This is a genomic window from Prescottella agglutinans (assembly GCF_004011865.1).
Classification (GTDB): domain Bacteria; phylum Actinomycetota; class Actinomycetes; order Mycobacteriales; family Mycobacteriaceae; genus Prescottella; species Prescottella agglutinans.
On record NZ_RKLP01000002.1, the window covers coordinates 229,193 to 243,396 of the forward strand.

The 14,204-nt window shown below is 68.5% G+C and carries 17 protein-coding genes; 4 read left to right on the top strand and 13 right to left on the bottom strand.

Annotation, left to right across the window (positions count from 1 at the left end; genetic code table 11):
• Window positions 1-37 precede the first annotated feature (37 nt).
• Genes EGT67_RS05035 through EGT67_RS05050 form a run of 4 tightly spaced genes read right to left on the bottom strand, consistent with a single transcriptional unit; the run spans window position 38 to window position 3,688 of the window.
• A complete protein-coding gene (locus EGT67_RS05035; protein ID WP_127914964.1) occupies window positions 38-1,135 on the bottom strand; it encodes an LLM class flavin-dependent oxidoreductase in 1,098 nt (365 codons plus the stop codon).
• Window positions 1,132-1,866 carry an ABC transporter ATP-binding protein gene (locus EGT67_RS05040; protein ID WP_127914965.1) on the bottom strand — a complete coding sequence of 245 codons (735 nt, stop codon included), beginning with the start codon at window positions 1,864-1,866 and terminating at the stop codon, window positions 1,132-1,134. The genes EGT67_RS05035 and EGT67_RS05040 overlap by 4 nt, the downstream gene beginning before the upstream one ends.
• Window positions 1,839-2,681 (bottom strand): ABC transporter permease, encoded by an 843-nt coding sequence (locus EGT67_RS05045; protein ID WP_127914966.1) that lies wholly within the window; start codon window positions 2,679-2,681, stop codon window positions 1,839-1,841. Before EGT67_RS05045 ends, EGT67_RS05040 begins: the two co-directional genes overlap by 28 nt.
• Window positions 2,678-3,688 carry an ABC transporter substrate-binding protein gene (locus EGT67_RS05050; RefSeq protein ID WP_127914967.1) on the bottom strand — a complete coding sequence of 337 codons (1,011 nt, stop codon included), beginning with the start codon at window positions 3,686-3,688 and terminating at the stop codon, window positions 2,678-2,680. The genes EGT67_RS05045 and EGT67_RS05050 overlap by 4 nt, the downstream gene beginning before the upstream one ends.
• Before the next feature lie 390 nt (window positions 3,689-4,078).
• Between EGT67_RS05050 and EGT67_RS05055 the strand changes: the two genes are divergently transcribed.
• Window positions 4,079-4,348, top strand: coding sequence for a GlsB/YeaQ/YmgE family stress response membrane protein (locus EGT67_RS05055; RefSeq protein WP_127914968.1), 270 nt, complete (start codon window positions 4,079-4,081; stop codon window positions 4,346-4,348).
• 9 nt (window positions 4,349-4,357) lie between these two features.
• Here the strand turns inward: EGT67_RS05055 and EGT67_RS05060 are convergent, their stop codons facing one another.
• Window positions 4,358-4,618 (bottom strand): hypothetical protein, encoded by a 261-nt coding sequence (locus EGT67_RS05060; protein WP_127914969.1) that lies wholly within the window; start codon window positions 4,616-4,618, stop codon window positions 4,358-4,360.
• Window positions 4,619-4,798: 180 nt separating this feature from the next.
• Between EGT67_RS05060 and EGT67_RS05065 the strand changes: the two genes are divergently transcribed.
• Window positions 4,799-5,767, top strand: coding sequence for a pseudouridine synthase (locus tag EGT67_RS05065; RefSeq protein WP_127914970.1), 969 nt, complete (start codon window positions 4,799-4,801; stop codon window positions 5,765-5,767).
• Window positions 5,768-5,819: 52 nt separating this feature from the next.
• Here EGT67_RS05065 and EGT67_RS05070 read toward each other — a convergent pair whose 3' ends face one another.
• Window positions 5,820-6,329: a hypothetical protein gene (locus EGT67_RS05070; RefSeq protein WP_127914971.1), complete on the bottom strand. Its 510-nt coding sequence runs from the start codon at window positions 6,327-6,329 to the stop codon at window positions 5,820-5,822.
• A 349-nt stretch (window positions 6,330-6,678) separates the two neighbouring features.
• Here EGT67_RS05070 and EGT67_RS05075 point away from each other — a divergent pair, with 349 nt between their 5' ends.
• Window positions 6,679-7,020 carry a hypothetical protein gene (locus tag EGT67_RS05075; protein ID WP_127914972.1) on the top strand — a complete coding sequence of 114 codons (342 nt, stop codon included), beginning with the start codon at window positions 6,679-6,681 and terminating at the stop codon, window positions 7,018-7,020.
• Between the two features lie 543 nt (window positions 7,021-7,563).
• Here EGT67_RS05075 and EGT67_RS05080 read toward each other — a convergent pair.
• A complete protein-coding gene (locus tag EGT67_RS05080) occupies window positions 7,564-8,550 on the bottom strand; it encodes a glycoside hydrolase family 43 protein (protein WP_127914973.1) in 987 nt (328 codons plus the stop codon).
• A gap of 149 nt (window positions 8,551-8,699) precedes the next feature.
• On the opposite strand from EGT67_RS05080, the gene EGT67_RS05085 reads away from it, so the two are divergent.
• Entirely contained in the window at window positions 8,700-8,954 is a 255-nt protein-coding gene (locus EGT67_RS05085; RefSeq protein ID WP_127914974.1) for a hypothetical protein, read from the top strand.
• Between the two features lie 151 nt (window positions 8,955-9,105).
• Here the strand turns inward: EGT67_RS05085 and ychF are convergent, their stop codons facing one another.
• The 6 genes from ychF to EGT67_RS05115 form a co-directional block, all read right to left on the bottom strand.
• Entirely contained in the window at window positions 9,106-10,185 is a 1,080-nt protein-coding gene (gene ychF, locus EGT67_RS05090) for a redox-regulated ATPase YchF (RefSeq protein ID WP_127914975.1), read from the bottom strand.
• Window positions 10,186-10,259: 74 nt separating this feature from the next.
• On the bottom strand, window positions 10,260-10,679 hold the full coding sequence (locus tag EGT67_RS05095) for a CD225/dispanin family protein (RefSeq protein ID WP_127914976.1): 420 nt from the start codon (window positions 10,677-10,679) through the stop codon (window positions 10,260-10,262).
• Window positions 10,680-10,745: 66 nt separating this feature from the next.
• Window positions 10,746-11,333 (bottom strand): class I SAM-dependent methyltransferase, encoded by a 588-nt coding sequence (locus tag EGT67_RS05100; RefSeq protein ID WP_127914977.1) that lies wholly within the window; start codon window positions 11,331-11,333, stop codon window positions 10,746-10,748.
• 81 nt (window positions 11,334-11,414) lie between these two features.
• Entirely contained in the window at window positions 11,415-13,034 is a 1,620-nt protein-coding gene (locus EGT67_RS05105) for an MDR family MFS transporter (RefSeq protein ID WP_476742038.1), read from the bottom strand.
• A gap of 126 nt (window positions 13,035-13,160) precedes the next feature.
• Window positions 13,161-13,616 carry a MarR family winged helix-turn-helix transcriptional regulator gene (locus EGT67_RS05110; RefSeq protein ID WP_127914979.1) on the bottom strand — a complete coding sequence of 152 codons (456 nt, stop codon included), beginning with the start codon at window positions 13,614-13,616 and terminating at the stop codon, window positions 13,161-13,163.
• An 86-nt stretch (window positions 13,617-13,702) separates the two neighbouring features.
• Window positions 13,703-14,134, bottom strand: coding sequence for a MarR family winged helix-turn-helix transcriptional regulator (locus EGT67_RS05115; protein ID WP_127914980.1), 432 nt, complete (start codon window positions 14,132-14,134; stop codon window positions 13,703-13,705).
• Window positions 14,135-14,204 lie beyond the last annotated feature (70 nt).

Genomic DNA, 14,204 nt, shown 5'->3' on the forward strand with positions numbered 1-14,204 from the left:
AGCTCGGTGCCGCCATACCGACCGGTGGATTCAGGGTTCAGGCCGCCTGCAGCAGCCCCTGCCGGGACAGGATGGGCCGCACCCCCTCCGCGAACCAGTACGCCTCCTCGATGTGCGGCTGGCCGGACAGGACGAAGTGTTCGACGCCCACCGCCGCGTACTCCCGGATGAGGGCCGCGACCTCCTCGTGGCTGCCGACCAGCGCGGTGCCGGCGCCGCCGCGGACCAGTCCGAAGCCGGCCCACAGCCCCGGATACACCTCGAGATTCCGCAGGTCCGCGCTGAGCCCCAGCTGACGCCGCTGCCCCTCGGACTCGCTCTGCGCCAGGCGGGTGCGTGCCAGTTCGATCTGGGCGGGGCTGATGCGGGCGACGAGCTTGTCGGCCTCGGCCCACGCCTCCTCGGAGGTGTCCCGCGCGATGACGTGCGCCCGGATGCCGAAGCTGAGCGTGCGCCCGTGCTCGGCGGCGCGGCGGCGGACGTCGTCGACGAGCGCGCCCACCTTCACCGGCGGCTCGGTCCACGTGAGATAGGTGTCGACGTGCTTCGCCGCGACGTCGAGCGCGGGTTCGCTGGCGCCGCCGAAGAAGATTCCCGGAGCCGGGGACGGCGTCGGGAACGCCGCCGCGCCCTCGACCGTGTAGTACTTGCCCGAGAAGTCGTACGGCGCACCGCCCCAGGCTCCGCGCACGATGTCGAGGAACTCGCCCGTGCGCTCGTACCGCTCCTCCTTGGAGTGGAAGTCGCCGAACCGGCGCTGCTCCTCGGCGTCACCGCCGGTGACGATGTTGAGCAGCAGACGGCCCCCCGACAGCTGCTGGAATGCCGCCGCCTGCTGCGCCGCGAGCGTCGGGGTGATCAGCCCAGGCCGGAATGCCACGAGGAACTTCAGGTTCCGGGTCTCCCGGATGAGCGCCGCCGTGGTGATCCAGGCGTCGGGGCACCACGATCCGGTCGGCGTGAGCACCGCCTCGTAGCCGAGTTGTTCGGCGGTCTTCGCCACCAGCGTCAGGTAGTCGAGCGAGGCCGGGCGGAACTCGGACGCGCGGCCCGACGCCTCCCGAGGTTCGAGCGCGCCGATCACCTCCCGGCCGTCCCCGTTCGTGGGCAGATACCAGTGGAAGTGCAGGGTCATGCCGAAATCCCTTCGAGAACACCGAGATGAGCGAGAACTTGCTTGCGCAGCGCCACCACGTCCGGGTCCGCACGCAGGCGCGGACGCGGCGCCGTGACCGCGACGTCGTGGGCGATCCGGCCGGCGTCGAGAACCAGCACCCGATCGGCGAGCAGCACCGCCTCCTCCACGTCGTGGGTGACCAGGAGGACGGCGAAGCCGTGCCGCCGCCACAACCGGATCAGCAACTCGTAGGCCGTGATCCGGGTGAGCGCGTCGAGCGCCCCGAACGGCTCGTCGAGCAGCAGCAGGTCCGGCTCCCGGACCAGCGCGCGGGCGAGCGACACCCGCTGCGCCTCACCGCCGGAGAGCGTGAGCGGCCACGCGTCGACACGGTGACCGAGGTTGACCTCGCCGAGGGCCTCGATCGCCCGCCGCTTGCCGTCACCGTCCGGGAGTCCGAGGGAGACGTTGCGGTGCACCCGCTTCCACGGCAGTAGGCGCGGTTCCTGGAACGCGACGGCGACCGAGCCGTCGACGTCGATGCGGCCCTCGTGCCCGTGGTCGAGTCCGGCGATGGTGCGCAGCAGCGTCGACTTGCCGGACCCGCTGCGCCCGACCAGTGCGACGATCTCGCCGCGGCGCAGTGTCAGGTCGATGCCGTCGAGCACGACGTCGGTGCCGAACACCCGTCGCACGCCGCGGGCGGTGACGACGGCGTCGCTCACGCGCCCTGATACGTCTTGCGCCATGTCAGCAGCCTTCCCTCCAGGGCCCGCACGATCGCGTCGGTCGCGAGACCGAGGAACGCGTACACGAGCAGACCGAAGATGACGATGTCGATGCGGAAATAGATGCGGGCGTTGTTGATCAGGTAGCCGAGCCCGGCGTCGGCGTTGATCTGTTCGGCGACGATGAGCGCGAGCCAGGCGACGCCGAGCGACATCCGCAGACCGGTCAGCGCCTGCGGCAGCGCACCGGGGAGAATCACGTGGAGAGCGAGTTGGAACTTGTTCAGCCCCAACGTCTCCGCCGCCTCGATCAGCTTTCCGTCGATGCTGCGGATGCCCGCGAACAGATTGAGGTAGAGCGGGAACATCACGCCGAGCGCCACGAGGAACACCTTGGGCTGCTCACCGATCCCGAACCAGATGATGAACAGCGGGATCAGGCCGAGGAACGGGACCGTTCGCAGCATCTGGATGGGCGGGTCGATCGCGAGTTCGACGATCCGGGAGAACCCGGCCAGCACGCCCAGGAGCACCGCGACCGCGATTCCGAGCACGGCGCCGAGCAGCACCCGCTGCACCGACACCGCCAGCGCGTCCTGCAGGCTGCCGTCCGACCACAGTTCGGCGGCGGCCGAGATCACCTGCGCGGGCGAGGCGAGCGTCTTGTCCGACACCACACCGGTGCTGCTGAGCACCTGCCACAGCACCAGCAGCACCAGTGGGGAGATCAGGCGCAGCAGCGGTGTCCACGAGCGGCGCGGCGGCGTCCCCTCCTGCGCCGCCGAAACCTCGACCGACTCGACCGCGGCGACGTCCTTCGTCAGGAGCGCGGTCATTTCGCACCCGCCTGGACCTGCTCGTTGAACCGGGCGTCGAACCAGTCACCGGCCACCGGCGCCTGCTTCAGCAGTCCCGCGGCGGCGAACAGGTCGATCAGCTTCTGCTGCTTCGCGATGCGCTGGTCGTCGATCGGAACGTACGACCCTTTCGACGTGTCGAACGACGCAGCGGCGACATCCTCGGGCAGCTTGGTCAGCTTTGCGAAGATCGGCACCCATGCCTCGGGATGCGCGTCCGCCCACACCTGGGCACGGGCCAATCGCCCGAAGAAGTCCGCGAGTGCCGCCGACTTCGCCGGATCCGCCAGCGCCTCCGACGCGGCCGAGAAGTACGACTGGCCGGTGGTGACCTCACTGCCGTCCGCGATGATCTTGGCGCCGGCGGTGTTCTTGCCGATCGTCGAGTAGGGATTCCACACCGCCCACGCGTCGACCTGTCCGGCGGTGAAGGCGCTCAATGCGTCTGCGGGACCGAGGAACTGGAACTGGAAGTCCGAGACGGGCAGCTTCGCGTGCTCGAGCAGGCCCAGCACCAGACCGTGCGAACTCGACCCCTGCGTGACCGCGATCTTCTTGCCCTTCAGGTCGGCGATCGACGACGCCGTCGAGTTCGCCGGCACCAGCAGGAAGTCGTTGGCGCCGGTCCGCGCCTGCACCGCGACGATGCGACCCGAGTTGCCGTTCGCCTGCGCGAACACCGGCGGCACGTCGCCGGTGCCGCCGGCATCGATCTTGTTGGCGCCGAGTGCCTCCAGCAGCGGCGGGCCGGCCTCGAACGTCGACCACTCGATCTTGTAGTCGAGGTCGTCGAGTGCGCCGGCGGCCTCGAGCAGCGACTGCGTGCTCTTCACCTGGTCGCCGATGCGGAGAGTGACACCCGAGGCGGCGTTGCCGGCGGTGTCGGACGGCTCCGAGGCGCTGGAACTGCCGCAGGCGGTCAGCACCAGGGCCGTGACGGCCGTCAGTGCGGTGAGGACGAAACGTGTTCGCGTCGAACGACGCATGGAAACCTCCGAAAAGTACGTGAGGGTGCACGAGGAACCCGACCCCGGTCGCGGCGACCGGCGGGTGAGATGAGAGAAGTGGCCCGGTCAGTTCACGCGGGCCGGCGACGTCAACAGGAGCGCGGACAGGGCGCACACGCGCAGCAGGCCGCGGTGGCGTGCTGGCGTGCCCGGGTCTCGACGCTGGCGAAGGTCATGCCGGAATCCTCGGCGGCACCGGCCCGACCGTCAACGGCGGCGCGGACGCCCACGCCCTGGCCGGACCGGGCCTGGACAGGGCGTTCAAGGGTTCGGATCACCCGAGTTCGATGCGATGTCGTCAAGGGTGAAACAGCGTGTCCGAGCGGCGAAACCGGGCATTCGACGGGTTCTGCTGCCTATACTCCGGCCATGCTGATCATCGGGATGATCCTGTTCGGGTTGCTCGTCGGTGCCGTCGCCCAGCTCATCGTGGGCAAGTCCAAGGCCGGAATCGACTGGGGCCTGGCGTGTGCCGCCGGCGTGGGCGGCTCGTTCGTCGGCGGACTGCTCATCAGCCTGCTCGCCGGCGACGGCCTCGCGCTCCGCCCGAGCGGCATCATCGGTTCCCTCGCGGGCGCGATCATCGTCACCACCCTGTGGTTGTGGTGGAAGTCCCGCGACGCGTCGTCGGTCAGCTGAGCCGGAGGCTCACTCCCGGCGCAGCACCTGGGTGGTGCACCGGAACGCCCCACCGAAGCTGCGGGTGACCGCGAAGTCGACGTATTCGACGGTGACGCCGCTGCCGTTCGGGGAAGGCGTCCGCGGGTCGCGTCCGAGCATGGTCGCGAGCATCTCCCGGTCCTCCGGGGCCAGAAAGGCGGTGCTGCTCTCCGACAGCGCCTCCGGCGCACCGAACTGAGACTGCGACACGACAACCGTGCGCAACGGGGCGAACTCGCTGCGGACCACGACGCGAAGCGTGCTCGACGGCATCCATCGGCCCAGCGGCCGCATCGCCCGACCACGAACGGGCGGTTACTGCGGTGGACACTCGGCCGTTGTCGCAGTAACCGCCCGTTCGTCAGGCGTCGGACGCGTGGCCCACCTCTCGTCGCGGCCCGCGGCGCGGCCGAACCCGTGGCCGGTGGGATGATGAGGAACATGCCGATGCCCTCACCGCTGCCCGTCAAGGACGGGGTCGGGCCGACCCGGCTGCGGGTCCCGACGTCCGGGCCGTGGGCGACGATCGCCGAGTTCGTCGTCGCGCGGTTCGACCACATGGACGCGGACGAGCTGTACCGGCGGTTCGACGCCGGCGAGATCGTGGGCGCCGACGGCTCCCCGATCGGTCGCGGCACGGCGCTGGGCGCGCACGTGTTCGTCTGGTACTACCGCGATCTGCCGGTGGAGGACCCGGTGCCGTTCGAGGAGGAGATCCTGCACGTCGACGACGACCTCGTCGTGATCGACAAGCCGCACTTCCTCCCGACCACCCCGGGCGGGCGCTACCTGCGCGAGTCCGCGCTCGTCCGGTTGCGGACCCGCCTCGACAACCCGGACCTGACGCCGATCCACCGACTCGACCGCGCGACCGCCGGCCTGGTGATGTTCTCGGCCCGTCCCGCCACGCGCGGCGCCTACCAGTCGCTGTTCGAGAAGCGGCAGGTCACGAAGGTCTACGAGGCGGTGTCGGCGCTACCGGCCGGGTGGGACCCGGACGCCCCGGCGCTGGCCGGGCACGCCGTCCCCGTCGTCTACCGCAACCACATCGAGGCGCGACGCGGCGAGTTGCGGGTCGTCGTCGACGACTCCCGCGAACCCAACTCCGAGACGGTGATCGAGGTCCGCGGCTCCGGCGTGAGCGCCTCCGGACGTGCTGTGCTGCACACGATCCTGCGCCCGCACACCGGACGGATGCACCAGCTGCGGGTGCATCTGGCGGCGCTCGGCATCGGGATCCTCGGCGACAGCTGGTATCCCGACCTGCTGCCCGAGACGCCGGACGACCATTCTCTGCCGCTCCAATTGCTCGCGCGGGAGCTGGAATTCACCGATCCGCTGTCGGGTACGCCGCGGCGGTTCGTCACCCGCCGGACGTTGAGCGAGGCGCCACTCTGAAAGCAACGTGCCCCAACCGAAACCGGTTGGGGCACGCTCCACTCCACTGCGATCAGGAGCCGGCAGCTCCGTTCTCGAGCGATCCCTTGACGATGGAGCCGGTGGCGAGCGAGCCGCCGACCGCCCCGGCCGCAGAGCCGAGCTCGAGAGAGCTGACGAAAGTGTCCGTCAGAGAGCTGAAGTCGAGCGAGCCGGACAGGGATCCGGACGAGAGGAAGCCCTCATGCTCGGGCTTGTCGAGCGTCCACCCGCTGCACCCCATGGTGATGAACACGTCATCGGTCTCTTCGATCTTCACCGTGGTGGGACCCTTGCCCTCGCCGAACGCGATCGGCTCCATCTTGAGCGACTTGAGGTCGCCACGCACCCAGCTGCACACCTGCTTCCCGCCGACGATCGCACCTTGCGTCGAGTAGGTGCCGGGCCGGATGTCGGTGTTCACACGGTAGACACCCGTCCCTTCCGGGATGGTCTTGGACGCCGCCGAGGCGATTCCCGTGCCGCCGAGGACGATTCCTACCGATGCTGCCGCTACGACGCCGGCAGCGATGGACTTACGCATTCCGTTCCCCCTGGGATTCCGTGGCTGGACCCCGGAGACAGTAGTCGGCAGACTAGACTATTCGGGCGGTTTTGCGGGGTGAATCGATGGTGAACCGTCACTGGGAACTTCCCAGATCGTTTCGGCCGCCACGTAGTCGGCTTCGGGCTACGCTCCTCCCCGGACGCGCAGCCTGAGCGCGAGACGACTTGGGGAAGGTTCCGACATGCTCGATCGATCAGTCACGCCCACACGCAGACCGACGAAGCGGGTTGTGGGTGTGGTCGCCGCGGCGGCCGCTGTCGGGATTGCGACGGGCGGGGCGGGGGTGGCATCAGCCGCTGATACTGGTTCCGCCGGATCTCTGGACGTGACCACGACGAGGATCTTGACGGACGGCGTCTACCGCGTCGGCGTCGACGTCCAGCCGGGGACGTACACGACCGCTGGCGCCTGGCCTGGCAGCCTGCTTCCCTGCACATGGTCCCGCCTCCAGGAGTTGCCCCTCGGCGGCATGGCCATCATCGAGCCTGGAAGCTCATACGGGCCGGTCACCGTGACGATCGATCCGGGCGACGACGGGTTCATGACCGGTGGCTGCCGAGGGTGGAACCTGGTTGACGAGGCCGGCGCCGATGGTGCCGGATCATCGGGCGGTTCGCTCGACTCCGGGTCACTGGGGTCGCTGGGTACGGATTCGCTCGGCTCGTGATCAGCTGAAACGACCGACGAGGCCCCGACCATCCGTAGATGGTCGGGGCCTCGGGCTGTTCGGGCGGCGTCCCGAGGCGGGTCCTCCGATCCCTTCACCTCGGGTTGCCGACACAGGACATAGGTATACAACCAGGTATTTGTACCGTCGCGGCCTCTCGTGCCTGCGGGTCAGTGTGGACGTGCTCGAATCAGTCCACTTTCGGGAGCTGTTCAGATGCTTGGTGACCTTCAACCTGTAGCCGACCGATGCACTGGACGTGATCCGTCCAGGACGGGCACCGTCGTGGCCCTCAGACCGATCCGAGACATGCCTCGATCGTGGGAGCCGGCACCGCGAAGGATGGCGATCCTTGCACTGGACAGCGGCCAGTGGACGTTCGCGTGGATCCAGGGACGCCGCGACATCGCGCCTGGTCTGAGGGTGCAATTCCGGGAGCATGCTGAAGGAGCCCGATTCCCGACCTTCTTCCCGCTGCAAACCGGATCGTGACGAGAACGCCTCCGACGCAACAGCGAAGGCCGGCCTGTCATACCGCCGGTGTCATGCCGGCTCTCGCATCACGCCGAAGTGGCGCACCTTCCCGGAGGAACCTGGAAGCTCTTGCGTAGGCGACCAGGTACTCAGCCCATCCGTGCTGTCGGAGTAGAGGTACTTTCCTTCGGCGTAGGCGTCGAGGTAGATCCGCCAGGCACCATTTGGCAACTGGACAACGGCTGGGCCCTCCAGTCGGGTGCCCCAGTCTCCAGGCGGGACGAAGGAATAGGGACCGGTCGCCGACGAAGCGACCGCATGCTCGATGACCTTCTTCGTCTCGTTCTTGGTGAACGCATGATAGGTCGATCCGACCTTGACCACGGTGGTGTCGATGTGGTCGGCTCCGATGCCGGCGAGCGGAACGGGCAGGCTCCACTGCCGGAGCGACGGCTCCAGCGCCGTCATCAGATACGGCACGAATCCCCCACCGGTCGACATCGACAGGATGACGTTGACGCGGTCGCCGTCGACGAACCATTCAGGCGCCCACGCCTTGGTGACGAAAGGAGACAGCGACGGCCCGTCGGCCGAGCCTGCCGACCCCGAGGAGCCCGGCAGGCTCGCCGAACCCGTGCCGTCTCCCGTCCCCGGCATCAAGGCGCAGCAGAACGGGACCGGAAGGTTGCCCATGCGCGTCCAGTTGATGCGGTCACTGCTGCGCGCGAAGCCGATACTCGCCCCGCCGCCAGTCGTGTACGTGATGTAGTACAGCCCGTCCGTGTTCCGGAAGATGCTCGGGTCACGCACAAGTCCTGACGGGGGCCGATACGCCGACGGTTCAACCAGTTGAAACTGTGTGCCGTCCCCCGACTCGAACACATCCATGTCGCTGTCGCTGGTGTTGCTGAACGCCACCATCGTGTATCGCCATCCCGGCTGCGGTGCGGCCCCACTGCTCCCCGCGGCCGCGACCAACAGGCCTGCGACACAGAGCATCACCATCGGTACGGCGAGAATGCTTCGCTTGGCGAGCGTCACCTCTGCAGCATCCATGACGGCAGTAGCACCACGCCGCGCTTCGGCCACAGGGATTGGCAGATCGTTACCGACGAAGGGGCAACGGCGCCCGTGGACGAGCGCATCGTGATCGACTGGCTCATGCTGCTTCGGGACGCTCCCGGCAACCGCGGCATGATTGACCCGTGCCGGAACTATTCCTCCCACTGGTGTGGCTGGCCCTGCTGTCGGCAGCCATCTGCTGGTGCCTGGCACGCCCGTCCGCGCGGTCGGCCACAACGACACTGGTCGCAGCCGCGGTGTGGCTTCCGGTGAACAGCCCGGTCGAAGGCGCCGTCCTGCTGGTGGTCACGCCGAGTCACGGGCTCACCGTGGCAGATCTGCTGTCGGCGGTCGCCGTCCTGGCTGCCCTCCGGGCCTACCGACGCGGCTGGTCCTGATCACCTCGGCCGCTACCAGAGGGCAATCCGGTTCGACGTCCACAGACGACAGAACCCGCAGGGCTGCGGACGAACTCTTCCGCGCCTCTACGGGTTCTGCTGCGTACGCCATGCGTACTGAGGGCCGGAATCGACCCTCTCACCAGAAGACCTAAACGTTGAAGCGGAACTCCACGACGTCGCCGTCCTGCATGACGTATTCCTTGCCCTCCATGCGCACCTTGCCGGCGGCCTTGGCGGCGTTCATGGAACCGGCCTCGACGAGGTCGTCGAACGAGACGATCTCGGCCTTGATGAAGCCGCGCTCGAAGTCGGTGTGGATGACGCCGGCGGCCTGCGGGGCGGTGTCGCCCTTGTGGATCGTCCAGGCGCGCGCTTCCTTCGGGCCGGCCGTGAGGTAGGTCTGCAGGCCGAGGGTGTGAAAGCCGGTGCGGGCGAGCGCGTGCAGGCCGGGCTCGGACTGGCCGATGGAGTCGAGCATCTCCTGGCGGTCGTCCTCGTCGAGTTCGAGGAGTTCGTGCTCCACCTTGGCGTCGAGGAAGACGGCGTCGGCCGGGGCGACGGAGTCGCGCAGCTCGGCGACCTTGGCCTCGTCGGTGAGCACCGACTCGTCGGCGTTGAAGACGTACAGGAACGGCTTGGTGGTGAGCAGGTGCAGCTCGCGCAGCAGCGCGAAGTCCAGCTTGTCCTTGGCGCTGAACAGGGTCTTGCCCTCGTTGAGGATCTCCTGCGCCTTGAGCGCCTCCTCGTGCTGGGGCTTGAGCTCCTTGTTCTTCTTCGCTTCCTTCTCGAGACGCGGCAGCGCCTTCTCGAGGGACTGCATGTCGGCGATCACGAGCTCGGTCTCGATGACCTCGATGTCCGACGCCGGATCGACGCGGCCGTCGACGTGCACGACGTCGTCGTCGGCGAACACGCGCACGACCTGGCAGATGGCGTCGGCCTCACGGATGTTGGCGAGGAACTTGTTGCCCAGGCCCGCACCCTCGGAGGCGCCCTTGACGATGCCGGCGATGTCGACGAAGGACACCGTGGCGGGCAGGATGCGCTCGGAACCGAAGATCTCGGCGAGCTTGTTCAGCCGCGGATCCGGCAGCTCGACCAGGCCGACGTTGGGCTCGATCGTGGCGAACGGGTAGTTCGCGGCGAGCACGTCGTTCTTGGTCAGCGCGTTGAAAAGGGTCGACTTGCCGACGTTGGGAAGGCCGACGATTCCGAGGGTAAGGCTCACGGTATAGGGATTCTACGGCGTCGCGGCCCGGCGGCGGTGGTCGGCCGCACTCCAGGGCCGACCACTGCCGCCGTTCACCCGTAGTAGGTCGCGGTCGTCCCGGCGTCGTCGACCGCCACCGTGAACGCCGCGAGCATGACGAACCACATCACGACCGCGAGCACGAACAGGCCGATCCCGACGCCCAGGGCGATCTTGCCGAGCGTCTTGACGCGCTCCGACGCGTACTGCGCGCCCTGGTAGTCGCCCATCGACCAGCGGGGAAAGATCGAATGCAGGTGGTTGAACGCGGCGAACGCCACGGGCCAGAAGAAGATGATCGCGGCTACGGCCCAACCGGCGTTCGACGGCGGCAACGGCGGCTGTCCCCCGTACTGGCCGGGCACCGGCGCGGTCGGGTACTGCGGCGCGCCCGGGTACGGCTGCTGCGGGTAGCCGGGCTGGCCGCCGAACGGCTCACCTGCCGGCGGCTGGTTGAAGGTCGGCTCCGACACGGGCGTCTCCCTGGGGTTTTTCGACGAGGCTGTCGGCACAGAAGGTAGCCGAAACCGACTCGCCGGTCAGCCCCTGGGCTTGCGCGCCACCGTGACCGCCCAGCCCGCGCCGTCGTGCCACGGCCGCAGGTCCCACGTCGCGAACCGGTGTTCGTGCACCAACCCGACGGCAGCGAGGTCGGCGTCGAGGGCGTCGACGGTGTACTCGTAGTCGGTGGCGAATCCGGTCACGAACAGCCCGCCGGGCACCAGGTGATCGGCCAGGCGCCCGAGCACCTGCCGTTCGGTGCCGCGCGCCACGAAGATCATCACGTTGCCGGCCGCGACGACGGCGTCGAACCGCTCCCCCGGCAGATCGAGCGTCGCCAGGTCGGCCTCGTGCACCGTCAGTCCGGGATGCGTGCGGGCCTCCGCCACCAGCACGGGGTCGAGGTCGACGGCGGTGACGTGGTGGCCGCGTCGGGCCAGTTCCGCCCCGAGCCGCCCGGTGCCGCAACCGGCGTCGAGGACCCGGGCACCGCGCGGCAGCATCGCGTCCACCGCCCGCGCCTCGCCGTGCAGATCGGTCCCCTCCGCCTCGAGCCGGGCGAACCGCTCGATGTACGCGAGGGAGTCGGACGCGGATCGTTCACGCTGCCATCGGGTAGTGCCCATGCGCCCACAATAGGCCCGGACAGCAGACGGGCCGGGCGCCGTCCACGACGACACCCGGCCCGCAACCGAGTCGGTCCTGCGCTACCTGCGTTTCGCCTCCGCCGGCTCCGCCGGGACGGGATCGACGAGAACCGGGTCGCCCTGGACGATCTCGGCGAGTTCGGCGTCGACGTCCTCGCCGGACGCCTCGGCGCGACGCTGCTCGTCCGCGCTGAACGTGCGCAGCGCCACCTCCTTGATCAGCGCGATCGCCACGAAGCTCAGCAGCGAGACGATGCCGGAGATCAGGAAGATCCGTGCGGTCGCGTCACCGTAGGCGCCGCGGACGATGTCCGCGATCGGACCCGGAAGCTCCTTGAGGTTCGACAGGCCCGCACCGGATCCGCCGGCCTGGCTCATGTCGACCCCGGCCGCCGTCAGGCCCTTGATCGTCAGGTCCGCGACGTGGCTCGACAGCACCGCGCCGAGCACCGAGACGCCGGCCGCGCCACCGAGCGAACGGAAGAACGACACCACCGAACTCGCGGATCCCAGGTCCTCCGGGCTCACCGTGTTCTGCACCGCCAGCACCAGGTTCTGCATCGTCATGCCCATACCGACACCGAGCACGAACAGGAACGAACCGAGGACGACCATGTTGGTCTCGTGGTCGATCGTCGAGAGCAGGAAGAATCCGACCGTCATCATGATCGCGCCGCCGACGAGGAAGCCCTTCCAGCGACCGAACTTGGTGATCAGCGAGCCGGAGACGGCGGACGACACCATCGAGCCGATGACCATCGGCAGCGTCAGCAGGCCCGCCGCGGTCGGCGAGTAGCCACGCGCGATCTGGAAGTACTGGCCCAGGAACACCGAGCCGCCGAAGAGCGCGATACCAACCGCGACGCTCGCGAGCGTCGCCAGCGCGGTGGTGCGGTCCCGGAACAGGCGCAGCGGGATGATCGGGTCCTTGGCCTTGGTCTCGGTGAACACCGCAGCGACGAGCAGCAGGACACCGAGCGCGACCAGACCGAAGGAGACACCCGACGCCCAGTCGAAGTTCTTGCCCGCCAGCGTCACCCAGATCAGCAGCGTGCTGACGCCGGACGCGATGAGCACGGCGCCCATGTAGTCGATGCTCACGTTCTTGCGCACGACCGGAAGATTGAGGGTGCGCTGGATGACGAGCAGCGCGATCACCGCGAGCGGGACGCCGACGAAGAACGTCCAGCGCCAGCCCAGCCAGCTGGTGTCGACGATGAGTCCGCCGATCAGCGGGCCCGCGACGGTCGCGATCGACATGACGCCGGCCATCGGGCCCTGGTAGCGGCCGCGCTCACGCGGGCTGAACATCGTCGCGATGACGATGACGACCAGTGCCTGCAGGCCGCCGAGGCCGAGGCCCTGGACGGCGCGGGCGCCGATGAGCATGGGCACCGACTGCGACAGGCCGGCGAGCACCGATCCGATCGTGAAGATCACCAGCGCCAACTGGACCAGCAGCTTCTTGCTGACCAGGTCGGAGAACTTGCCCCAGATCGGGGTGGTCGCCGTCGACGCCAGCAGCGTCGCGGTGACGACCCACGTGTACTGGTCCTGCGTGCCGTGCAGGCTGGTGATGATCGTCGGCAGCGCGTTGGAGACGATGGTGGACGACAGGAACGCGACGAACATGCCGAGGAGCAGACCCACGAGCGCCTGGATGCGCTGCGAGTGCGTCATCGGCGAGTCCGCCGCCAGCTCTGGTGCGCCGGTGGCCCGGCTCACGGATGTACTCATGCAGAAACCTCGCGAATTCTTCGGGTTGCCCCGAAAATAGTTGCGTAAAAAGTGAATTGGGATTCGACGTCAGCGCGCCGAGGCGGCGTCCTGCATCGACGAACGTAGGTGCGCCAACCCGTCCACGAGCTGTTGCACCTCCTCGTCCGTCCAGTCCGCCGTCGATTCCAGCAACCATTCCCTCTGCCGCGCTCGATGGCGACGCAGAACCGCGGCCCCCTCGTCGGTCAACGCGGACAGCGTGGCCCGGCGATCGACGGGATCGGGAACTCGCTCGAGGTAGCCGAGTTCTTCCGCATGGGCGATGTGCCGACTCAACGTCGAGGGGGTGATGTGCATCCGGTCCGCGAGGGCGTTGCACCGCCACCCCTGACCGGCGGCGACGTGCGACAGCAGCGCCGCCATCGGCAGGGGGAGAATCGCGCCGTCGGACTCACGAACGAGCGCCGCCGACACCTCACGACTACGCCGGACGATGTCGCGCAGGTGATCGATGAGCACCTCCGCGGTGTCCGTCGCGATCATGAGACCTCCCAATTAGTTGAGTAGTACAACTATAGGGCAGATAGTTGCATAGCGCAACCATCTGATTCGGGAGGTCCGCAGCCGCGTCAGCTCGCGCTCTCCGCGAGCCTCCGCAGGAGCGTCGTCAGCTGCCGGACGTCGGCGGGATCCCAGCGCGACAGCCGCTCGCGCCACTGCTCGATCGCCGACTCGCGCAGATCGGTGAGCCGGGTGCGCCCCGACTCGGTGAGCGCGACCAGACGGGCCCGCGCATCCTGCGGGTCGGGGCGGCGCTCCACGAGCCCGAGCCGGACGACGGCGTCGATCTGCCGGGTGAGCGTCGACTTCTCCACCCCCAACTCGGCGACCAGCGCCGACATCGGCACCGAGTCGCCGCAGGCGAGGATCGCCAGGAGCGGATAGCACGCCGGATCGAGCTTCGGGTGGATCGCCCGAGCCCGCTCACGTGACTGGATCCGCCCCCGCCGCCACATGTCGACCAATTCGGCCTCCAGCTCGGTGATCGGATCCGAGTTCATGTTCGTAGGCGTCCCTTCGCTTCGACCGTGTCGGTGGACACACCGACTCGCAACGCCGACAGGGTACGGC